The organism is Sphingomonas turrisvirgatae (genome assembly GCF_001721295.1).
Lineage (GTDB): Bacteria > Pseudomonadota > Alphaproteobacteria > Sphingomonadales > Sphingomonadaceae > Sphingomonas > Sphingomonas turrisvirgatae.
Genome location: NZ_MDDS01000003.1, coordinates 91,196 through 112,419, shown reverse-complemented (window position 1 = coordinate 112,419; position 21,224 = coordinate 91,196). Strand labels below are relative to the sequence as shown.

23 protein-coding genes and 1 tRNA gene are annotated in these 21,224 nt (G+C 67.7%); 17 read left to right on the top strand and 7 right to left on the bottom strand.

All coding sequences use genetic code 11. The annotated features are described in order from the left end of the window. The first annotated feature begins 37 nt into the window (after window positions 1–37). The 8 genes from BFL28_RS00570 to BFL28_RS00535 all read left to right on the top strand — a co-directional run bounded on the left by BFL28_RS00570 (window position 38) and on the right by BFL28_RS00535 (window position 8,198). Window positions 38–2,524 (top strand): circularly permuted type 2 ATP-grasp protein, encoded by a 2,487-nt coding sequence (locus BFL28_RS00570; protein ID WP_069318692.1) that lies wholly within the window; start codon window positions 38–40, stop codon window positions 2,522–2,524. After that, entirely contained in the window at window positions 2,524–3,423 is a 900-nt protein-coding gene (locus BFL28_RS00565) for a transglutaminase family protein (protein WP_069318691.1), read from the top strand. The genes BFL28_RS00570 and BFL28_RS00565 overlap by 1 nt, the downstream gene beginning before the upstream one ends. Before the next feature lie 51 nt (window positions 3,424–3,474). Beyond that, window positions 3,475–4,416 (top strand): DnaJ C-terminal domain-containing protein, encoded by a 942-nt coding sequence (locus BFL28_RS00560; protein ID WP_069318690.1) that lies wholly within the window; start codon window positions 3,475–3,477, stop codon window positions 4,414–4,416. 5 nt (window positions 4,417–4,421) lie between these two features. Beyond that, a complete protein-coding gene (locus BFL28_RS00555) occupies window positions 4,422–5,426 on the top strand; it encodes a YihY/virulence factor BrkB family protein (protein WP_119184517.1) in 1,005 nt (334 codons plus the stop codon). Next, window positions 5,374–6,201, top strand: coding sequence for an enoyl-ACP reductase FabI (fabI, locus tag BFL28_RS00550; RefSeq protein ID WP_069318688.1), 828 nt, complete (start codon window positions 5,374–5,376; stop codon window positions 6,199–6,201). Before BFL28_RS00555 ends, fabI begins: the two co-directional genes overlap by 53 nt. A 1-nt stretch (window position 6,202) precedes the next feature. Then, on the top strand, window positions 6,203–6,730 hold the full coding sequence (locus tag BFL28_RS00545) for a GNAT family N-acetyltransferase (protein ID WP_069318687.1): 528 nt from the start codon (window positions 6,203–6,205) through the stop codon (window positions 6,728–6,730). After that, window positions 6,727–7,809: a chorismate synthase gene (gene aroC, locus BFL28_RS00540; protein WP_069318686.1), complete on the top strand. Its 1,083-nt coding sequence runs from the start codon at window positions 6,727–6,729 to the stop codon at window positions 7,807–7,809. The genes BFL28_RS00545 and aroC overlap by 4 nt, the downstream gene beginning before the upstream one ends. 134 nt (window positions 7,810–7,943) lie before the next feature. Continuing rightward, window positions 7,944–8,198 (top strand): hypothetical protein, encoded by a 255-nt coding sequence (locus tag BFL28_RS00535; protein ID WP_069318685.1) that lies wholly within the window; start codon window positions 7,944–7,946, stop codon window positions 8,196–8,198. 110 nt (window positions 8,199–8,308) lie between these two features. On the opposite strand, the gene BFL28_RS00530 is transcribed toward BFL28_RS00535, so the two are convergent. Beyond that, window positions 8,309–9,598 carry an adenylosuccinate synthase gene (locus BFL28_RS00530; protein WP_069318684.1) on the bottom strand — a complete coding sequence of 430 codons (1,290 nt, stop codon included), beginning with the start codon at window positions 9,596–9,598 and terminating at the stop codon, window positions 8,309–8,311. A gap of 195 nt (window positions 9,599–9,793) precedes the next feature. Between BFL28_RS00530 and BFL28_RS00525 the strand changes: the two genes are divergently transcribed. Then, window positions 9,794–9,879, top strand: a tRNA-Tyr gene (locus BFL28_RS00525). A gap of 470 nt (window positions 9,880–10,349) precedes the next feature. Here BFL28_RS00525 and BFL28_RS00520 read toward each other — a convergent pair. Further along, the gene (locus BFL28_RS00520) at window positions 10,350–11,315 is read right to left on the bottom strand and encodes a hypothetical protein (RefSeq protein WP_069318683.1); all 966 of its coding nucleotides are present in this window, start codon (window positions 11,313–11,315) and stop codon (window positions 10,350–10,352) included. 318 nt (window positions 11,316–11,633) lie between these two features. Here BFL28_RS00520 and BFL28_RS00515 point away from each other — a divergent pair, with 318 nt between their 5' ends. The 6 genes from BFL28_RS00515 (at window position 11,634) to dmeF (ending at window position 17,456) form a co-directional block, all read left to right on the top strand. Further along, on the top strand, window positions 11,634–13,499 hold the full coding sequence (locus BFL28_RS00515; protein WP_069318682.1) for a copper resistance system multicopper oxidase: 1,866 nt from the start codon (window positions 11,634–11,636) through the stop codon (window positions 13,497–13,499). Beyond that, the gene (locus BFL28_RS00510) at window positions 13,496–14,713 is read left to right on the top strand and encodes a copper resistance protein B (protein ID WP_119184516.1); all 1,218 of its coding nucleotides are present in this window, start codon (window positions 13,496–13,498) and stop codon (window positions 14,711–14,713) included. The genes BFL28_RS00515 and BFL28_RS00510 overlap by 4 nt, the downstream gene beginning before the upstream one ends. A 37-nt stretch (window positions 14,714–14,750) precedes the next feature. Further along, the gene (locus BFL28_RS00505) at window positions 14,751–15,194 is read left to right on the top strand and encodes a DUF305 domain-containing protein (protein WP_066686856.1); all 444 of its coding nucleotides are present in this window, start codon (window positions 14,751–14,753) and stop codon (window positions 15,192–15,194) included. Between the two features lie 26 nt (window positions 15,195–15,220). Continuing rightward, window positions 15,221–15,937 (top strand): PepSY domain-containing protein, encoded by a 717-nt coding sequence (locus BFL28_RS00500; RefSeq protein WP_069318681.1) that lies wholly within the window; start codon window positions 15,221–15,223, stop codon window positions 15,935–15,937. A 48-nt stretch (window positions 15,938–15,985) separates the two neighbouring features. Then, window positions 15,986–16,363 (top strand): DUF305 domain-containing protein, encoded by a 378-nt coding sequence (locus BFL28_RS00495; RefSeq protein ID WP_241527159.1) that lies wholly within the window; start codon window positions 15,986–15,988, stop codon window positions 16,361–16,363. Between the two features lie 121 nt (window positions 16,364–16,484). Then, a complete protein-coding gene (gene dmeF, locus BFL28_RS00490) occupies window positions 16,485–17,456 on the top strand; it encodes a CDF family Co(II)/Ni(II) efflux transporter DmeF (RefSeq protein ID WP_069318680.1) in 972 nt (323 codons plus the stop codon). A 33-nt stretch (window positions 17,457–17,489) separates the two neighbouring features. On the opposite strand, the gene BFL28_RS00485 is transcribed toward dmeF, so the two are convergent. Further along, on the bottom strand, window positions 17,490–17,705 hold the full coding sequence (locus BFL28_RS00485) for a hypothetical protein (protein WP_069318679.1): 216 nt from the start codon (window positions 17,703–17,705) through the stop codon (window positions 17,490–17,492). Window positions 17,706–17,910: 205 nt separating this feature from the next. On the opposite strand from BFL28_RS00485, the gene BFL28_RS20625 reads away from it, so the two are divergent. After that, window positions 17,911–18,090 (top strand): hypothetical protein, encoded by a 180-nt coding sequence (locus tag BFL28_RS20625; RefSeq protein ID WP_131818558.1) that lies wholly within the window; start codon window positions 17,911–17,913, stop codon window positions 18,088–18,090. Window positions 18,091–18,164: 74 nt separating this feature from the next. On the opposite strand, the gene BFL28_RS00480 is transcribed toward BFL28_RS20625, so the two are convergent. From BFL28_RS00480 to BFL28_RS00465, 4 genes are all read right to left on the bottom strand, one after another. Continuing rightward, window positions 18,165–19,346: an acyltransferase family protein gene (locus tag BFL28_RS00480; protein ID WP_079246838.1), complete on the bottom strand. Its 1,182-nt coding sequence runs from the start codon at window positions 19,344–19,346 to the stop codon at window positions 18,165–18,167. A gap of 79 nt (window positions 19,347–19,425) precedes the next feature. Continuing rightward, entirely contained in the window at window positions 19,426–19,995 is a 570-nt protein-coding gene (locus tag BFL28_RS00475; protein ID WP_069318677.1) for an RNA polymerase sigma factor, read from the bottom strand. Next, complete coding sequence (locus BFL28_RS00470) at window positions 19,992–20,432, bottom strand: periplasmic heavy metal sensor (RefSeq protein ID WP_069318676.1); 441 nt, start codon at window positions 20,430–20,432, stop codon at window positions 19,992–19,994. Before BFL28_RS00470 ends, BFL28_RS00475 begins: the two co-directional genes overlap by 4 nt. After that, on the bottom strand, window positions 20,429–20,704 hold the full coding sequence (locus BFL28_RS00465; RefSeq protein WP_069318675.1) for a hypothetical protein: 276 nt from the start codon (window positions 20,702–20,704) through the stop codon (window positions 20,429–20,431). Before BFL28_RS00465 ends, BFL28_RS00470 begins: the two co-directional genes overlap by 4 nt. 145 nt (window positions 20,705–20,849) lie before the next feature. Between BFL28_RS00465 and copC the strand changes: the two genes are divergently transcribed. Next, window positions 20,850–21,224 carry a copper homeostasis periplasmic binding protein CopC gene (copC, locus tag BFL28_RS00460; protein WP_069318734.1) on the top strand — a complete coding sequence of 125 codons (375 nt, stop codon included), beginning with the start codon at window positions 20,850–20,852 and terminating at the stop codon, window positions 21,222–21,224.

Sequence of the window (21,224 nt, the reverse complement as noted above, 5' to 3'; positions counted from 1 at the left end):
TGTTAAGCCGCACAAGGCACCGCGAAAGGGGCGACCAGTGGCGAGCGCGGCGGAGACATCCTTGTTCGATGCGGCAACAATCGCTGCCCGCTGGATGGCGGACTATCGCGCCGCGACTCCGGCGACCGACGTGCTGTACGCTGCGGGACTCGACGATCCGGCCTGGACTGCCGCGCTGGAGGAACTGGCCGGGCGGTCGGGCGACGATCTGGGCCATGCGCGTGAGCGGGCGCAGCGCCATGCCGAGGATATCGGCACCGGCTTTCGCATCGCGGGCGAGGGGGAGGAGCGGCCATGGCCCTTGTCGCCCGTTCCGCTGTTGATTGCGAAGGGCGAATGGGACGGGATCGCCGCCGGCGTCGCGCAGCGTGCCGAGTTGCTCGAGGCAGTGATCGCCGATTGCTATGGCGAGCAGCGACTGGTGAGCGGCGGCTATATTCCGGCCGCGCTGTTGACCGGAAGCCCGTTCTTCCTGCGGCCGATGATGGCGCTGACCCCGCCGGGCGGGTTCCACCTCAATTTCGTGGCGGTCGATCTGTGCCGGGGGCCAACCGGCGAATGGCGCGTGCTGGCCGATCAGTTGCGCGCGCCGGTCGGGGCGGGTTATGCGCTGGAGAACCGGCTGGCGATGGCGCGGATGGTGGGCGGGCTGCAATCGCGGCTGAACATCGAGCGCCACGCCCCGTTTTTTGCCGCGTTTCGCGAAGGCCTGGCGGCGCGGTGCCGGCGCAGCGATCCACGCATCGGGTTGCTGACTCCGGGCAAATTCAACCCCAGCTATGCCGAGCAGGCGCATCTCGCCCGCTATCTTGGCCTGCTGCTGGTCGAGGGCGGCGATCTCGCCGTGCTGGAAGACCGCGTCTATCTGCGCACCATTGCGGGCCTGAAGCGCGTGGACGCGCTGTGGCATCGCGTGGACCCGCGCATGGTCGATCCGCTGGCGTTCGATTCGCACTCGCAGATCGGTGTCGCGGGGCTGATCGACGCGATGGCGGCCGGCGAGGTGGTAATCGCCAACTCGCCGGGCGCCGGCTTGCTGGAAGCGCCGGCATTCGCCGCCTTCCTGCCTCGCCTGTGCACGCGCCTGACCGGCGAGCAGCTGCGCCTCGCCAGCGTCTCGACCTGGTGGTGCGGGCAGCCTCGCGAGGCGGCGGAGGTCGCCGCCGATCTCGACAACATGCTGATCGCCCCGGCGTTCGGGGTCGGCACCAACGTTTTGGGCGATGGCGCAGCGGTGCTGGGATCGAACATGCCGCCCGATCAGCGCGCCGCGCTGGTCGCCGACTTTGCGCGACGGCCGCAAGATTATGTCGGGCGGGAAGTGGTGCGGCTGTCGACCATGCCGGTCATCACTGAAAGCGGCCTTGCCGGACGCCCCTTTACCCTGCGCGTCTTCGCGGCGCGCGGCCCACAAGGCGAATGGCACGTGTTGCCGGGCGGCTTTGCCAAGATCGGCGAGCATCCCGACGAGCGCGCGGCGGTGATGGGTGAGGGAAGCTGGTCGGCGGACGTGGTGATCTATGGGCCGCAATCCGTCGCGCCGGTGACGCTGCTGGCGAGCGACGACACCACGCAATTGCGCCGCAACCCCGGCACACTGCCCAGCCGGGTAGCCGACAATCTGTTCTGGCTGGGACGGTATCTGGAGCGCGGCGAAGCGCTGCTGGGGCTGGTGCGATCGCTACTCGGTCATTCGATTAGCGCCGACACCGGCGCAGCGCTGTCAGCCGAAACGGTGCAGCGGCTGGTGGACACGCTCGGCCAGGCGGGTGCCGCGGCATTGCCGGCAAGCCTCAAGCGCGGTGACCTCACGCGCTTTGCGGCCGCGGCGATGGACGGAACGGACGGCTGGAACAGCGTGCGCACGGTCAACCGTCAGGCGCGCGGCATCGGTGCGGTAAGCCGCGACCGGCTGTCCGCGGACATGATCAAGCTGCTCGACGCGCCGTTCCCAAGCAAAGGCGGCGCGCTCGACCGCGCCGGCACGTTGCAGCGGCGCTATTATGCGCTGGCAGGACTGGGTGCCGAGCATCTGGGGCGCACCGATGCTTGGCGTTTCCACGACCTTGGCCGGCGCGTGGAACGTGCCATGGCCGCGATCCGCGCCATCCGAGGCTTTGGTCATGTGCAGGCGACAAGCGATGACCTTTCCACCCTGCTCGATCTGGCGGACAGTCAGATCAGCTATCGCCAGCGTTACCTGACGGGGATCGCGCGCGTGCCGGTGCTCGATCTGGTTGCGCTCGATCCCGGCAACCCACGCGCGATCGCATTCCAGGTGGCGGCAATCGCCGATCACCTGGCCAAGCTGCCGGTGCTGTCGGACGATGGCCTGGCCGAGGATCAGCAGGCGCAGGCCGCGGCGCTCGCAGCGATCATCGCGACCACGCAGGCAGCCAGCCTGGACGAACTGAAGCTTGCCGATATTGCCAATCGCCTTTCCAGCCTGTCGGATGCGATTGCGCGGCGCTATTTCCTGCAGGGCGCAGAGCCGTTGCGCGCCGCAGGGCTGGTGCTCGCCTGATGCTCTACAACATCCGCCATGTGACCCGCTTCGACTATGCCGAACCGGTCGGCTTTGCGCGGTGCAATCTGCGTCTGAAACCGATCGTCTGGTCGGGCCAGGACCTGCACGATTATGCGCTGGTGGTCGAGCCGGGCGGGCGGACCTCGCCCGCGCGGGCGGAGGCAGGGCTGGCCAATGTAGTGCGGCTGGTTGTGGAACAGGCATCGACCAGCCTGACGATCGAGAGCCGTTGCCGCATCACGGTCGATCGCCCGGTGCCGGTACCGGATGCTGCAGATCCGACGCTCGGCGAAATTGCCGTGCTGGCGCGGGCGAGCCGCGACGCCGGCCCGGCGAGTGCGGCCGCGTATCTGTTCCCATCGCCGCTGTTGCCGCTCAACAAGGAGATTGCCGACTGGTGCGCGCAGGACCTGGATCCGCGCCGCGGCGCATTGGAGGCGGCGATCGCGCTGGCGCAACGCATCCAGCGCGAGTTCGCCTTTGATCCCACGGCGACGCTGGTTGACACCACCCCCTATGACGCGTTCGTGAAGCGCGGAGGCGTGTGCCAGGATTTCGCGCAGATCATGATTTCTGGCCTGCGCGCGGCGGGGCTGCCGGCAGCCTATGCCTCGGGCTATCTGCGCACGTTGCCGCCGCCGGGAATGCCGCGGCTGGTCGGCGCGGACGCGACCCATGCCTGGGTGTTGTTGTGGTGCGGGCCCGAGCGCGGCTGGGTCGGCGTTGATCCGACCAACGGCATCTGGATGGCGAGCGACCATGTCATCGTTGCGATCGGCCGCGATTATGCCGACATCGCCCCGGTCGACGGCGTGATCCTGGGCTATGGTGCGCAGAATATGACCGTATCGGTCGATGTCGAGCCGCTGGAAACGAGCGACTTGCAACCGGCGTAGTCGACGCCGATGTAGCAAGCCAACACGGGTACAAACATAACGGGGAATGAAGTGGCTGATCCTTACACGACGCTGGGCGTGTCGCGCGGTGCGAGCGAGGACGAAGTCAAGAAGGCGTATCGCAAGCTCGCCAAGGAACTGCATCCCGATCGCAACAAGGACAATCCCAAGGCGGCCGAAAAGTTCTCGACCGTCACGCAGGCCTATGACCTGCTGATGGACAAGGACAAGCGCGCGCGGTTTGACCGGGGCGAGATCGATGCCGATGGCAACCCGACCTCGCCGTTCGGCGCCGGTTTCGGCGGCGCGCGCGGCGGGCCGCAGGGCGGGTTCCGGCCGGGCGGCGGCGGGTTCGACTTCGGCGGCGGCGAAGCCGATATCGGTGACATTTTCGAGGGCCTGTTCGGCGGTCGCGCCGGGATGGGCGGCCAGCAAGGCGGCTTCTCGCAGGGCTTCGGCCGACGTGCCGCCCCGGCCAAGGGTGCCAATGTCGCCTATCGCCTGCGCGTGCCGTTCGAAGACGCTGCCGCGTTGAAGCCGCAGCGGATCCAACTGCGCGACGGCGCGGCGATCGATTTGAAGCTGCCCAAGGGGGTCGAGAGCGGTACGCAGATGCGGCTGTCGGGCAAGGGCGATCCAGGACCGGGCGGCAATGGCGACGCGATCGTGACGATCGAGATCGAGCCGCACCGCTTCTATACCCGCGATGGCGACAACATTCGGCTCGACCTCCCGATCAACCTCAAGGAAGCGGTCGAGGGCGCCGCGGTGCGCGTGCCGACGCCGGAGGGTGCGGTGAACCTGAAGGTCCCGGCGGGATCGAGTTCGGGCAAGACGTTGCGCCTCAAGGAACGCGGCTTCCACGGCAAGACCGGGCGCGGGGACCTGCTGGTGACGCTGATGATTGAAATCCCCGCGGGCGACCCAGAACTCACCGAGTTCGTCAGTCATTGGGAAGGCGGAGGGAACCTGCGCTCGCGGCTGGGCGTCTAATCTGCGTGAAAGAAACCCCGCCCGTCGCCGCAATCTCATCCGAAAGTCCCGAGGCACGGCGGCACGGGTTTCACAAGCGGTTGACCGACCTTGGCGTCACGGAACGCGCGATCGAAGTGTCGAAGCGCGTGTTCGTCGGCGCCTATAACGACGGGTTCACGCATGCCGGCAACCTTGCCTATCTGACGCTCGTCGCGCTGTTTCCGTTCTTTATCGTGGCGACCGCAGTGGCGCGGTTGCTGGGGCGGACGGGCGATGGCTTGCAGGCGGCGGCGGCATTCCTGCGCACCGTTCCGCCCGAAGTCGCGAGCCTGCTGCGCCCCGCGATCATCGAAGTGCTGGAAGCACGCTCGGGCTCGCTCCTGTGGTTCGGGGCGATCGTCGGCTTGTGGACGACATCGGGCTTCATCGAGACAGTACGAGCGATCCTGCGCCAAGCCTATGGCGTGCAATCAGGCAGTTCGTTCCTGAAACTGAAGCTCGGCGCGATCGGCATGGTCATCGCCGCCGTCATCCTGCTGATGATGTCGTTCAGCTTCCAGGTTTTGCTGGTGGGCGCCGAACAGTTCATCTGGCGCGTCATCCCCTTTGCATCGGATGCACAACGGATCGTCTCGGTGGGCAAGGTCGCGCCGGCGGTCGGGCTGTTCGGCGCACTCTATATCCTGTTCTACACGCTGACACCGCGGCGCTATCGCAAGACGGGCTGCCCCAAATGGCCCGGGCCGCTATTCGTCACGGGTTGGTGGATGGCTTGCACCTTTGCGCTGCCCGCCGTCATCGGCGCGTTTGGCGGCTATGGCCTCACCTATGGCAGCCTGGCCGGGGTGATGGTGGCGCTGATCTTCTTCTTCCTGATCGGTTTTGGCGTTGTGATCGGCGCCGAACTCAACGCGGCTCTGGCGGAAGTGCCTGTATCTGGACTAGAGGGGCCGGCAAAGGAACCGGAGGAAGAGCGTGACCGGATTGATGCAGGGCAAGCGCGGGCTGATCATGGGGCTGGCGAATGATCGCTCGCTTGCCTGGGGGATTGCCAAGAAGCTGGCCGAACATGGTGCCGAACTGGCGTTCAGCTATCAGGGCGAGGCGCTGGAAAGGCGCGTGCGGCCGCTGGCGCAGGAGCTTGGCAGCGATTTTCTGATCGACTGCGATGTCAGCGACATGGCGGCGCTGGATACTGCTTTCGAGACGCTGGCTGCACGCTGGCCGACGATCGATTTCGTCGTCCATGCGATCGGTTTTTCCGACAAGAACGAGCTGCGCGGCGGCTATGTCGACACCAGCCTCGACAATTTCCTGATGACGATGAACATCAGTGTCTATTCGTTCGTCGCGGTGGCGAAGCGCGCGTCGGCGATGATGCCCGCGTACGATCCGGAAACGGGCAAGGGCGGCGGCTCGCTGCTGACGCTGTCCTATTACGGCGCGGAGAAGGTGATCCCGCATTATAACGTGATGGGCGTGGCGAAGGCAGCGCTGGAGACCAGCGTCCAGTATCTGGCGGTCGACCTGGGCCGCGACAATATTCGCGTCAATGCGATCAGCGCCGGACCGATCAAGACGCTGGCGGCGAGCGGCATCGGCGATTTCCGCCTGATCCTGAAGTGGAACGAGCTCAACGCACCGTTGAAGCGCAACGTCACCATCGAGGATGTCGGTGGGGCGGGCCTCTATCTTCTCTCCGACCTGTCGAGCGGCACCACCGGCGAAACGCATCACGTCGATGCCGGCTATCACGTCATCGGCATGAAGGCCGAGGACGCACCGGACATCGCGCTCGCCTGACATGACGATCGCGGTTCGCCCTGCCACTGGCGGCGACGTCGCCGCGATCGACGCGCTGCTGCGGCGTAGCTTTCCCTCCGCGGACGAGGCGCAGCTGGTGCAGCGGCTGTGTATCGACGGCGACATGGTGCTGACGCTGGTCGCGGATGACGAAGAGAGCGGGGAACTGGCCGGGATCGTCGCGTTCAGCCGAATGAGCGTCGACGGCGGCGGCCGGGCAGTCCCGGCCGTAGCGCTGGCGCCAGTCGCGGTTGCCGCGCCCTATCGCAGGCAAGGGGTCGCCGAAGCGCTGATCCAGGCCGGGCTGAACCATCTGGGCGATGCCGGCGCGGCGGTATGCTTCGTGCTGGGCGATCCAGCCTTCTACGAGCGGTTCGGTTTTTCGGCGGAGCACGCGCAGGGTTTCCAGTCGCCCTATGCCGGCGACTATTTGATGGCCAAGCCGCTGCGCGCGCAGTCGCTGGGCTGCGCGACGCGAGGAAAGGCCGAACATGCACCGGCGTTTGCGATGCTGGGGCAAGCGGCATGAGCTACAACAGTTTCGGACGCGTCTTGCGCTTCACGACCTGGGGTGAGAGCCACGGGCCGGCAATCGGCGCGGTCGTGGACGGGTGCCCGCCGGGCCTGGCGCTGAGCGAGGCTGAAATTCAGCCGTTCCTCGACAAGCGGCGGCCGGGACAGTCGCGGTTCACGACGCAGCGGCAGGAGCCGGATCAGATCCGTATCCTCTCCGGCGTGTTCGAGGGGCGCACGACGGGAACGCCGATCAGCCTGATGATCGAGAATGTCGACCAGCGGTCGAAGGATTATTCGGAGGTCGCCAACGCCTACCGCCCCGGCCATGCCGACTATGCCTATGACGCCAAATACGGTCTTCGCGACTATCGTGGCGGCGGGCGTTCATCGGCCCGCGAGACGGCAAGCCGGGTGGCGGCGGGGGCGGTGGCACGGCTGGTCATCCCGGAAGTTCGCATCCGCGCCTGGGTCGAGCGGATCGGGACCATTCCGATCCTGTATTCGCGCTTCGACGAGGCCGAGATCGACAACAACGCATTCTTTTCGCCCGACGCGACCGCCGCCGCGCAGTGGGAGCAGGCCGTGGATGCTGCGCGCAAGGATGGCTCGTCACTGGGCGCGATCGTGGTCTGCGAAGCATATGGCGTGCCGGCCGGCTGGGGCGCGCCGCTGTATGCCAAGCTGGACAGCGAGCTTGCTGCGGCAATGATGAGCATCAATGCGGTGAAAGGCGTCGAGATCGGCGACGGGTTCGCTGCGGCGATGTCGACCGGCGAGGGCAATGCCGATCCGATGCGTCCGGGGACGGAGGAAAGCAGCGGGCCGCAGTTTCTGGCGAACCATGCCGGCGGCATCGCGGGCGGGATCTCCACGGGGCAGCCGGTCCGCGTGCGCGTCGCGTTCAAGCCGACGGCGTCGATCCTAACGCCGGTCGAGACCATCGGACGCGATGGGCAGCCGACGGAAATACGCACCAAGGGGCGGCACGATCCGTGCGTCGGGATACGCGGCGTCCCGGTGGTCGAGGCCATGATGGCGTTGGTGCTTGCGGACCAGAAATTGCTGCATCGCGCCCAGACCGGTCGGAACTGACACGATCGTTTCGTCCCTGAATCTGCTCTGGCCGGGGGCGAAATGCGGCAGGAATGGGGCGGGCCGAAGGGCCGCCGGGTTACTTTCGGTGTACTGGCTCGTTACTCAAAATGCCACGTTCACCAGGAGTTACCATGCGCACCAAGACTTTATTCGGCCTGATCGTCCTTTGCGGTTCGACCGCAGCACTCGCCAATCTGCCGAGCGGACAGGATACGCCGCTCCAGAACAATATGACGAATGAAGGCGTGCCCGCACCTGACAACGGTACCCCGCCGGATACAACGGCCCCGGAGACGCAGTCGAACGGCACCGATGTCGAGCCGAGCGCCGATCCCACGGCCAACGGCACGGATACTGAGACCACGCCGCCGAACGCGACCTATTGAGTTTCGTCGTTCCGGGCGTGGTCTGATCCCCCGCCACGTCCGGGGCGGCGAATGAAATCGGCTCCACGCACGATAGTGCGCGGGGCCGTTCTCGTTGGCGGCTTCCCAGCTCAATCTGCGAAGGGGTCGCGGACCAGGATGGTGTCCTCACGCTCCGGGCTGGTGGAGACGAGTGCGACGGGGCAACCGACCAGCTCCTCGATCCGGCGAATATATTTGATCGCTTGCGCCGGCAGCTGCGCCCAACTGCGTGCGCCCGCCGTCGAACCGCTCCAGCCCTCGAACTCCTCATAGATCGCTTCGGCGCGTGCCTGATCCTGCGGGGCGGGCGGAAGGTAGTCGTAATGCTTGTCGCCGACCTTGTAGCCGGTGCAGATGCGCAAGGATTCCATCCCGTCGAGGATGTCGAGCTTGGTGAGTGCGATACCGGTAATGCCGCTGACCGCCACCGACTGCCGCACCAGCACCGCGTCAAACCAGCCGCAGCGGCGCTTGCGTCCGGTGACGACTCCGAATTCACGCCCTTTGGTCCCGAGTTGCTCGCCGATCTCGTTGTCCTGTTCCGACGGGAACGGGCCGGAGCCGACGCGGGTGGTATATGCCTTTACGATGCCGAGCACGAAACCGACCGAGCCTGGGCCGAGGCCCGAACCGGACGCAGCGCTGCCGCTCACCGTGTTGGATGAGGTGACGAAGGGGTAGGTGCCGTGATCCACGTCGAGCAGCACGCCCTGCGCGCCCTCGAACAGGATGCGGCGGCCGCGTTCTTTCGCGTCCTTGAGCGTCAGCCAGACGGGCGCGGCGTAGGGCAGCACCGCGTCGGCGATCTCGCGCAGGTCGTCGAGCAGCTTGGCACGGTCGATGGGCGGCTGGCCGAACCCGGCGCGCAGCGCATCGTGGTGCGCGCACACGCGGTCGAGCTGCGCGTCGAGATCGTCGAGATGCGCCAGGTCGCAGACGCGGATCGCGCGGCGGCCGACCTTGTCCTCGTACGCCGGGCCGATGCCGCGGCGGGTCGTACCGATCTTGCCCGCGCCGCTCGCATCCTCACGCAGCGCATCGAGGTCGCGATGGAACGGGAGGATCAGCGGCGCAGTCTCGGCCACCTGAAGCTTTTCGGGCGTGATCTCGATGCCCTGCGCCTGAAGCTTGGCGACTTCGTCACGGAAATGCCAGGGATCGAAGACGACGCCGTTGCCGATCGCCGACAGTGTCCCGCGGACAAGGCCGGAAGGGAGCAGCGAGAGCTTGTACACCTTGTCGCCCACCACGAGCGTGTGGCCGGCATTGTGACCGCCCTGGAACCGGACGACCAGGTCGGCGCGGCTCGCCAGCCAGTCGACGATCTTGCCCTTGCCCTCGTCACCCCATTGGGCGCCGATCACTGCAACATTTGCCATGGATACACGTCTCCGCCTGCCGGGCGAGCCCCAGGCCGCCCTTCGACAGGACTCGGCAGCCGGACTTTTTCAGAAATGCGGGGCGCGTTTGGCCGCGTAGGGCGCGCGCGTCAAGGGCGCTATTTCCACGCCGACAGGCGTTGACAGGCGGCGGCCGCTTGGGCATTGGCCCGCACTCGCTTCGGCGTGCCGCATGGAAGGGTGGCCGAGTGGTTAAAGGCAGCAGACTGTAAATCTGCCCGCGTGAGCGTACACTGGTTCGAATCCAGTCCCTTCCACCACCGCCCCGAACAGGGTAGGCTGCGCGCCACATTGTCACTTCGCCCATAAGAGGTAATTTTCCGCTCCCATAAGCGGTCATTTTACCTAAGCCCTTGAATCGAACGCCGATTTCCGCCCCGATTGGTCATTCTACAGAATGACTCTTTATGGGATCGAGAATTTTGTCAGCCGATCTTAGCAGGTTGTCGGCAAGCAGCACGACTTGGCGGGCGATTTCGCCCATAAAGGGTCATTACGTGCCGGATGTGCCGAGGGCACCTCGAAACTGGAGACGGCTGAAGTGGCGCATGCTGGGCTTGTTCCTCGGCAGCATCACGCGCTCCCGGACGTTGATCTCGACTCGTCGGCAGCCGATGATCCTCCACCGGTAGACGTGAGGTCCATGGCGTGATTGCCGCCGTAGGCGGGATGCCCGTCCGCAGCGAGTCCCGCGCCGGCGAAGTGGCCGATGTCGTTCTTGCTCCGGGCGTCATGCCCGCAGTCGCGCATCACGGCCTGCGAGGACATCGCCCGTATCGCCGCTGATCATCGCATTGTGGCGGCGGATCGCGCGATCCACCTCGGTCGCCGCGGTGTCACCGTCCAGCGGTGTGACGGATCTGGCGGCCAGAAGGCGATCCGGATTGGCGGTGTGCGGCCGGTGCAGGATACGCAGCCCGCCGACCATGCGGCCCAGGTTGCTGGCGATCGTCGTCCCTGTGGACCTTCCCCCAAGGAGCGGTTCGCGACCGAGACGCGCGAGGTGCACCGGCAGCACCTCTTCGCGGTCGGCGGCGGAGACCTCGACCTGCAGGTCGGCGGGGACGTCGCCCATGGTCGCGAACGCTCGGGCGAGCGCCAGTGCCGCACTGCCGCGCTTGCCGGGGTCCAGTGACACGTCGCTGCCGATGATCGTCCGTTCGGGCAGCAGCATCGCGATCGCGACCTCGGGAAACATGTTGCCGTCGCCGTGCAACGTGGGCAGTTCGGCCCATACGCGTCCAACCACGATGCGGCGCGGCTCGTCGGTCCGGATGGGGCTGGTGGCGCGCGCGTCCATGACATAGGTCCACAGGGCGCCGCGCGAGGGCGTGACCGTGCCGGCAGCGTCGCATCGCCGTGCCACCTCGCGGAGCAGGTCGGCCAGTTTCGCATCCGCGCCGAGTTCGCCGATGACCTCGACCACGATCGACCGCGATTTCTCGGGCACGCCGTCGCGCCGCGTTCTGGGCCGCCCTCGCTCTCCCACCCCGACCATCTGCGGCTTGCGGTGGAGGCGCCAGGCCTTGGCCAGCCGGTAGAATTGGGCGACGCCGATGCCGATCTCGCCGGCATGCCGTTCCGCATCGGCGCGCGTCGGGCGCTTGATGGCGAGATAGCGGTCCAGCACGCCGATCCGGCGCCTGACCTCGCCGCGACGCAGCGGGTCGATACCCGACAGGTCGAGTTCGCTCATGCTCTTTTCCTTCGCGTAAGGCTCTTCCCCGCCCCCCTTTCGGACTGGCGGTCAGGTGCCGTCGGGTTGACGGTGTGATCGCGCCCGGGACGGCGCGCCCGATCCGCGTCGCATCGACGCGGCGGCGCTGGCCGAAGCGCGGCCACTCGTCGCGGACCGGTCTGAAGCGCGCCGCGCCAGCCGTCGCCGGCCGGATGTGCGACGAGCGCCCCCCGCATTGGCGAGGCATGCCCGAACGGGCGCTGGAACGATCGAGGGCTAAGGGCGTCCGGCGCGTATCAGAAGGCAGATCCACCTTTGGCAGACACCGGAACATCCATGACGCGCACCATCGATCGCCGCCAGCTTCTGCGCGGTGCCACGCTGACCGGCGGCGGCCTCGCTCTCGCGGCCTGCATGCCCGCCTGGGCGCAGTCGGTATCCGCAGGGATCGTCAAGCCGCTGCCGACGGTGTCGGGCGAGGACATTACCCTGCGCATCGCGCACCAGATGATGATGATCGACGGTCGCGAGAGCCACGCCATTGGCATCAACGGCACGGTGCCGGCCCCGCTCATCCGCCTGCGCGAAGGCCAGAACGTGCGGCTGCATGTCGAGAACGCGCTCGACGAGGACAGCTCGATCCACTGGCACGGGCTCATCCTGCCGTTCCACATGGACGGCGTGCCCGGCGTCAGCTTCCCCGGCATCAAGCCGCGCTCGACCTTCACCTACGAATTCCCGATCGTGCAGTCGGGCACCTACTGGTATCACAGCCATTCGGGCCTGCAGGAGCAGCTCGGCCACTACGGCCCGATCGTCATCGACCCCAAGGGCGTCGACCCGATCCAGTCGGACCGCGAGCACGTGATCGTGCTGTCCGACCACAGCCAGATGCACCCGCACATCATCTTCAAGAAGCTCAAGCAGCAGGGCGGCTACTTCAATTTCCAGAAGCAGACGCTGGCCGGCCTGCTCGCGGGCAAGGACCAGTCGGCCAAGGAACGGCTGGAATGGGGCGCCATGCGCATGGACCCCACCGATGTCGCCGACGTGACCGGCAGCACCTACACCTATCTCGTCAACGGCCACGGCCCGCGCGACAATTGGACCGGCCTGTTCCGGCCCGGAGAGCGCGTGCGGCTGCGGATCATCAACGCCTCGGCGATGACGACCTTCAACTTCCGCATCCCCGGCCTCAAGATGACCGTCGTTCAGGCCGACGGCCTGCCGGTCCGCCCCGTCGCCGTTGACGAAATGCAGATCGCGGTCGCCGAGACGTACGACGTCATCGTCCAGCCCGCCGACGAGCGCGCCTACACGATCGTCGGCGAGAGCGTCGACCGGTCCGGCATGGCTCGCGCGACCCTCGCGCCGCGTGAGGGCATGGCCGCCGCCGTCCCGCCGCTGCGCCGCCGCCCGCTCGCCGACATGAAGGACATGGGCATGGGCGGCATGGATCACGGATCCGGCGGATCGATGGCGGGCATGGACCATTCCGCCATGGGCCCCGCCAAGCCGGCAGGCGCGGCGGCGCCGGCATGTCCGCCGGAACACGCCGCAATGGGTCACTGCAAGCCGGCCGGTGACGCCGCGACCGGCGGCGGTCAGCAGGGCGCGATGGACCACGGTTCGGGCGGCATGGATCATTCGATGCGCGACTTCTCGGTCGCGCCGGAGGTCAAGAAGACGCCGACCGTGCAGACCATCTCGCCGATGCCGGTCGACCGGATGGGCGAGCCCGGCCAAGGCCTCGAAGACGTCGGCCACAAGGTGCTGGTCTACACCGACCTGATGGCGGTCGACCGCAACCCGGACGTGCGCGCGCCCGACCGGTCGATGCGCATTCACCTCACCGGCAACATGGAACGCTACATGTGGGCGTTCGACGGCGAGAAGCTCAGCGAGGTCAGGAAGCCGATCCCGTTCCTGAAGGACGAGCGGGTGCGCGTCACGCTGGTCAACGACACGATGATGGGTCACCCGATCCATCTGCACGGGCACTTCTTCGAGCTCGTCACGGGTCATGGCGAGTTCGCGCCGCGCAAGCACACGATCCAGGTCCAGCCGGGCGGCACCGCCACGTTCGACGTCACCACCGACGCCGTCGGCGACTGGGCTTTCCACTGCCACATGCTCTACCACATGCACGCCGGGATGATGCAGGTCGTCTCCGTCCGGCCGCGCGACGGAGATACGAAATGAGCCTCGTCCTCAGCGCCATGCTGCTGGCTTCGGCGGCCCAGTGCACGCCCGAACACGCGGCGATGGGCCATTGCAAGATGCCCACGGCCGCCAAGCCGAAGGCGACGACTCCCAAGGCGGCCGCCAAGCCCAAGCCGGCGGCTAGGCCGAAGCCAGCGGCCAGGCCGAAGCCGGCGGCCAAGGCGCCCGCGCGCCCGGCACAGCGTTCGGCACCGCCCTCACGGGCCGATGCGGCACCTGCCGCCGCGCCGGTCGATCCGTCGTGTCCGCCCGAGCATGCGGCGATGGGCCACTGCAGGCCCGAGGCATCGGCGCCGCAACAGGCTGCACCCCCCGCGGCTGCCGCGCCTGCTGCTGCCGCCGCGAGCGATCCGGACTGTCCGCCGGAGCACGCCGCGATGGGTCACTGCACGCCCAGGGCGACCGCGCCTGCCGCAGCCCCGGCTTCGATGGGCACGGTCGGAACCGCGCTGCCCGCCGGGAACGCACCCGCACCGGCAGCGCCGGAGGCGAACTACGCCGATCGCGTGTGGGGCCGCGACGCGATGGCACCCGCGCGGACGGCACTGCGCCGCGAGCATGGCGGCATGTCGTATTCGCAGCTGATGCTGAACCTTGCCGAGGTGCAGTTCCGCGACGGCCGTGACGGCTACAGGTGGGACGGCGAGTTCTGGTATGGCGGCGACATCAACCGCCTGACGATCAAGAGCGAGGGCGAAGGGACGTTCCGCGAGAATACCGAGGGCGAGGTGCAGGCGCTCTACAGCCGGGCCGTCGGGCCCTATTTCAACCTGCAGGCTGGCGTCCGCCAGGACTTCGGGCCCGGCCCGGACCGCACCTACGCCACGGTCGGCTTCGAAGGGCTCGCACCTTACTGGTTCGACGTCGAAGGCGCGCTGTTCCTGTCCGACAAGGGCGACGTGTTCGGGCGCCTGGAAGGCTATTACGACCAGCGCATCACCCAGCGGCTCGTGCTGCAGCCTCGCGTCGAGTTGAACCTGTCGGCGCAGGACGTGCCGTCCAGCGGCCTGGGGTCCGGACTGACGGACGCGGAAGCCGGGCTGCGGCTGCGCTACGAGATCAAACGCGAGTTCGCGCCCTATGTCGGCGTGTATTGGGAGCGCAGGCTCGGCGACACGGCGCGCTATGCCCGCGCCGCGGGCGAGGGCACCGGCGGCTTCAGCGTGGTGGCGGGCGTTCGCGCCTGGTTCTGATTGGCCGGGGGGCGAGCGGGCAGCAGGGAGTAGCCGGATGAAGAACCCCTATGTGAACCTCGCGGTGCAGTCGCTGGTCGGCGGCATCATCATGTATTTCGTCATGTTCGTGATGATCGACCGCCTGTCGAGCTTCTACAACAACCTCAACATGTTCTACATGGCGCTGATGATGGTCACGCCGATGATCGTGCTGATGATCGTCGCCATGCCGCACATGTTCCCGTCGAAGCGCGCCAACGGCTTGCTGCTGGTCGGATCGATCGTCGTGTTCGTCGCGAGCTTTGCGCTCATCCGCACGCAGACGACGATCGGCGACACGGCGTTCCTGCGGTCGATGATCCCCCACCACTCGGGCGCGATCCTGATGTGCCGCGAGGCGTCGCTGCGTGACCCCGAGCTGAAGACGCTGTGCCAGGACATCATCCGCTCGCAGCAGCAGGAAATCGATCAGATGAAGGGCATGCTTGCGCGCCAGTGAGGCGCGCCTGACGTCAAGGGGGGCGAATGCGAAGCACGAGGATGCAGCTGCACATAGGCGCGAGCCGGCTTCACCGCTGGCTGGCGCTCGTCGTGGGGGTTCAGCTCCTGCTCTGGTTCACCAGTGGTCTGGTGATGAGCCTGCTGCCGATCGAGCGCGTGCGTGGCGAGCATCTCGTGCAGCGCGAACCCGCCGGGGTGCTTCCGACGCGGTCCTATGCCCCGCTGGAGCGGATCGCGGCGGGATCGCAAATACGCAGCGCGCGCTATCGCCTGCTTCTCGATCGGCCGATCGTCGAGATCGAGACCGCGCCGGGCACGTTTCGGATTCACGATGCCTTGACCGGGGCGCTGCTTCCCGCGGTCGGTGCCCCGGCCGCGGGCGAGATCGCATCGGCCGCCTACACGGGCCGACCGAAACCCCTGTTCGAGGTGACCCGAGTCACTGCCAACACCGCCGAGTATAACGGACGGCTGCCCGCCTGGCAGGTCGCGTTCGCCGATCCGGATGCGACGCGCGTCTATGTCGACGAGGCCGGGCGGATCGCCGCCGTGCGCACCGAAACTTGGCGCTTCTACGACTTCTTCTGGGCGCTCCACATCATGGACTGGAGCGAGCACGAGAACTTCAACACGCCATGGCTCAAGGCCTTCGCCGCCGGGGGGCTTCTGCTCGCGATCGCCGGGACGATCCTGCTCTATCTGCGCTGGCCGAGAAGAAGGCGCCGCAGGGCGGAGGGGTAGCCGGCGCTCCCGCGTATGGTGGATGAGCGGGGCAACTGGAGAGTTCGTGTGAGAAAAGCAGTCCTGAGCGCCATCGCCCTCGCCGCCATCGCGGGCGGCACCGCCGTTGCGCAGCAGAGCGGCCATGCCGGTCACCGCCAACCGGGCGGAATGACGATGCAGGCGACGCCTGCCAATCCATATCCGCCGGCCGAGATGCGGATGCACGAGAAGATGATGGCCGCCGTCGGCGCCGGCGCGACGGAGACCTGGGTCCGCAAGATGATCGAGCACCATCGCGGCGGCATCGAGATGTCGCGCATCGTGCTGCGCGAGACCCGCGACGCCCGGGTCCGCCAGATGGCGACGAAGACCATCGCGGACCAGACGCGGGAAGTCGGGCAGCTCAACGCGTGGCTGCGCGCGCGCGGCAAGCGCACCCAGTGACCCCCCGGCCCCCGCTGCGGCGGGGGCCACCGGCCGCTTCCCAATCGAGGCGCCCGACTGTTCGGGATCGGACTGAGCCTGTATAGGCGCCGGTCAATTTTACCTTCACCCGGGGCAGCCCATGCACCACGATCAGACCAGCGCGCATGTGCACGAACACGTGTTCCTGGGCGACGCACATGACCATCACGCCCGGCGCACGCGCTACGTCGTCGTCCTCACCGCCGCCATGATGGTCGTCGAGATCGTCGCCGGCTGGCTCACCGGCTCGATGGCGCTGCTTGCCGACGGGTTCCACATGGCGACCCATGCAGGGGCGCTCGGCGTCGCGGCGCTCGCCTACGGCTATGCCCGCCGCCACGCTTCCGATCCGCGCTTCACCTTCGGGACCGGCAAGGTCGGCGAGCTCGCCGGGTTTGCAAGCGCGCTCGTGCTGGCCCTCATAGCGCTTGGGATCGGGGCGGAGTCGATCATGCGCCTCTTCGCGGTGTCGACCATCGCCTATGGCGAAGCGCTCTGGATCGCGGTTCTCGGCCTCGCCGTGAACCTCGTCAGCGCCTGGCTGCTCGGTGCCGATCACCACCACGGGCATTCGCACGGACATGACCACCATGGTCACGATCACCATGCCCACGGGCACGGCCATCACGACAACAACCTGCGTTCCGCCTACTTTCACGTCCTGGCCGACGCGCTGACGTCGGTCCTGGCCATCGTCGCGCTGCTCGCGGGGCGCTATCTCGGGTGGGCCTGGGCCGACGCCGCGATGGGCGTCGTTGGCGCGGTCGTCATCGCCCGCTGGTCGTGGGGCCTGCTGCGCGACACCGGCCGGGTGCTGGTCGACGCAAGCGCGAATCCAGGGCTCGAGCAGGAGATCCGCGAAGGGATAGAGGACGGCGATGCGGTCATCACCGACCTGCATGTCTGGCAGGTCGGCCCCGGCAAGTTCGCAGCGATCGTCTCGCTCGTCGCCGACCAGCCGCTGTCACCGGCCGAATACGCCGCGCGGGTGACGATCCACGAGGAACTGGTCCACGTCACGGTGGAGCCGCACCGCTGCACCGGCGGACACCCGCAACTGCGGGCGGCTTGATTTGCGGGGGCGGCATGGCCGCCCCCGCCCCGATCACTTCTTCAGGGTGCCCGACATGTCATGGCCGGCGTGATCGCCGCCCTTCTTCATGTCGTGGCAGCAGTCCGACTTCTTGCCGTCCTTCTCCTTGCAGCAGTCCGCGCCTTCCTTGCAGCAGGTCATGTCCTTGCAGCAGTCGGCGGTGGCTGCGGCCGCAGCGCCCGAGATGGTCAGCGCCAACGCGGCGCCCATGATCTTCAACGTGTTCATGTGATATTCCTCAAACTTGATGTTCGTGTGCGAAGTCGGCGGGTCACGCTCGAGGAGGGGGCGGGATCGGCGCAAGGTTCATGCCGGCCATCACCAGCCCACCGGTTCCCGACGCTGCCGAAGGCTTCGACGCCGAAGCCTGAGGTGAAGGTGACATAGGAGGCACGGCCACGCAGGCGGCGCCGCACGTCGCCTGGACGTTCTTGTGATCGCCGTCCTTGCTGCGTTCATGGGGCCCAGGCATGCCATGGCAATCCATGTTCGCATCGGCGCGCGCTTGCGCGACGAGCGGGATTGGCTGGAGCATCCCCGCACACGCGGGGCCCGCGCGCACGACGAGCATGACGCCGATGAGCGCCAAGGCAAGCATGCGGAACGGGTGTGATCCGGACATGCCGCACGTTTTAGTGCGAAGGCGTGGCAGCCACAACGCGCAATCCAGCAATGGCGGGCGCTCGCTCATTCCCTAGCGGAACTGTAATCGGCTCGCTGCCGGGACATGCGCGACAGCGCGTCGCGGAGACGACCGGTGTGGCGCTCGGTGCACCAGGCGAACGCCCAGCAGAACGCGACGGTGATCGAGACGGCGGCAGCCACCATGGCCATACCGACGGTCGTTGGTGGCAGGCGCTGCTCGTTTATGACGATGCCGGCCATCAGCGCGAGCAGCGGGAAGTGGACCGCGTAGAGCGAGAAGCTCGCCTTCGAACCGTAGGACGCCAACGGCCGGGCCCATGCAGGCAGGGCCGGATCGACGCGCATCAGCGTGTGGAGAAGGACCGCGAACGCCGCGGCGAGCGGCAGCTCCAGGCCGTCCAGCCCGCGTAGCCGCACGACGACGAGCATCACGGCGAACATCAGCGCGGAAAGGACCAGCCAGCCGCGCGGCGGGGGCGCCTTCGCATCGCGCTCACCGTTCGCCCAATGGAGCAGCGTGCCGCAGAGCCAGCAGCCGAAGCTGATCGCCAGATGTGGGTTGAACGCGATCAGGCCGGCGGTGATCAGCAGTGGCGAGGGCCGGCGCGAGCGCAGGCTGACCGCCAGCGCGGGACACCAGATGTAGAACCAGAACTCGAACGCCAGGCTCCAGAGCGGCCCGTTGCTGCCGAACGGCGCCACCAGGATGGTCTGCAGGAAGAGGAGGTTGCCGAGCAGCGTCCGCCAGCTCAGCGTGTCGGCGAGGTCCGGCCGCATGACGTATGTGTCGGTTAGGCCGCGGTGGGTGGTCGAGCCGAGAAGGTCGAGCCCTATCCAGTCGAGCATACCGCCGAGCGCCAGCGCGGGCACCAGCACGATGCCGAGGCGCGAGAGGCGGTCGATCAGATAGGGCTGCCAGCGCCAGCCGCGATCGAGCCGCCGGCTCACGCTGCGCGTGATCCAGAAGCCGCTCAGGACAAAGAAGAGGATGACGCATGCGTGCGAATAGCCTGCGAGAAGATACCCGGCGGTCGCGGGCACGGACGCGGGCTGCCGAAAATCCTCGATGAGCAGATACCATGCGTGCGCGAACGCGACCGCGGTGGCGAGCACGCATCGCATCGCGTCCATCCAACCGAAGGCACCGGCACCGGCTTCACCGTGAAGGCAGCCGTCCCGCCGGCCTTCCCGTCCTTCGTCTTTCGGTCGCTGCGCATCCCCCATGGGAGCGCATACGGCTCGTGCGGTGTCAGCCCTCGCCGCCGGAATTGGCGACCATCCGGTTCGGGTGGACGTGCAGGCGTCAGTTCCGGCCGAGCAGCTGCGCCAGGGTCAGCCGGGCCCGCCGGATGCGCGTCTCGACGGCCTTCTCGCTGATCGCGAGCACCTCGCCCGCCTCGGCCTGGCTGAGCCCATCGACCGCGCAGAGCACGAGCGGCTCTCGCTGTGACGACGGCAGCTGCGCCACGGCTCGGGCCAGCCGGTCGAGCTCGGCTCGGTCGGACGCCTGCACGTCCTGCAGGGGCTGGTCGTCGGCATGCAGCTCGGCGATCTCCTCGACGGGCGTGGCCAGGCCGAGCATACGCCTGACCGCGCGCCGGCGGGCCCAGTCGCGCGACTTGTTGAGCGCGATGCGCGCGAGCCACGCCGACATGGGCCGGTTCGGATCGAACCGGCGGAGCGCGCCGTGGGCCGATACGAACGTCTCCTGCACGAGGTCCAGCGCCTCGTCCGCGTCGGCGACGTTGGCGAGGATAAGGCGGTAGACCCGCTGGCGGTGCCTTCGCATGATCTCGGCGAACGCCTCGTCGTCCCCGGCAGCCGAACGGCTTGCGAGGTCGCCATCGGCGAGTGCCGCCAGATCGGCCCTCACCGGTCGCCGGTGGTCAGCGACTTGGTGACCGCGCGGTCGAATGCCGCCCTCTGCTCGGGGCGCAGCACTTCGCGCATGGCGAACACGTGCGTGAGCGTCGCCTTCTGCAGCTCGCCCATGGCGCGGTGCGACGCGTCCACGGCCGCGGCTACCTTGGGGCCATTCCCGTGCTCGGCCTCGATGGCGGCGGCGAGCCGCGCGTTGTCGGCGCGCAGCTCCGCCTCCAGCGACTTGCGCTTGCCCGCGAACTCGCGCTCGAGCTGCTCGATGCTGGCTTCCTGACTGGCATCGAGCTTGAGGTCATGGTGCAGCAGGGCGTGCAGTTCCGACGCCTGCGCATGCCGCGCCGGGATGAGCACGCGGCCGACGAACACGCCGCCGATCGCGGCGAGGAAGGCGACGACCGCGACCAGCGCGGTCCAGCGTCCGCGCGTCATCGCTCGGTGAGCAGCAGCGTCGACGGTGCGAGTGGACCCGCCACGCCGAAGGGATCGATGGGGGCGGCGCTCGCGGGCGAGGCCGCGGGGCCGGCAGTCATCGTGCCCAGCACGATCGCACCGACGGCGGCGAAGGCGACGGCGCCGATGCCGGTCCGCGCGCTCGTCCGGTTGGCCCGCACGCGATTGAACACGGCCGCGTCGATCGAGCTCAGCCCGGGATGCTCGTCGTCGGCGACCCGACGGAGTGCGGCATCGAGATCGAAGTCCATGTGGTTCTCCATTCCCCCTAATACGGGTTAGTTGCTAGCAGCCCTCGCCGGTGCGCGCAGTCGAGAAGTGCACCGACGTCCGCGAGGGTCCGAGCGGCGCGGCGCGTATTCCTCGATGATCCCTGATCTCACGATGGAGTCGAAGATGCGTTTCCAAGCTGTCGTCGCCGCTGCCGCCCTCATGGCGATCGCGGCACCTGCCATGGCCCACCCCAAGCTGGTCTCGGCCAATCCGGCGCCGAACGCCACGGTCGCACCGACGGCGCGGGTCCAGGTGACCTTCACCGAGGCGCTGCTGCCCAAGCTCTCGGGCGCGGACATCGTGATGACGGGCATGCCCGGGATGGACTCGCACCCGCCGATGAAGATGCCTGCCAAGATGGCCGTCAGCCCTGATCGCAAGACGATGATCCTCACGCTGGCGAAGCCGCTGCCCAAGGGCACCTACCGCCTCGACTGGCACGGCGTCTCGGCCGATACCCACCGGGTGAAGGGCAGCTACGCCTTCAAGGTCGCCTGA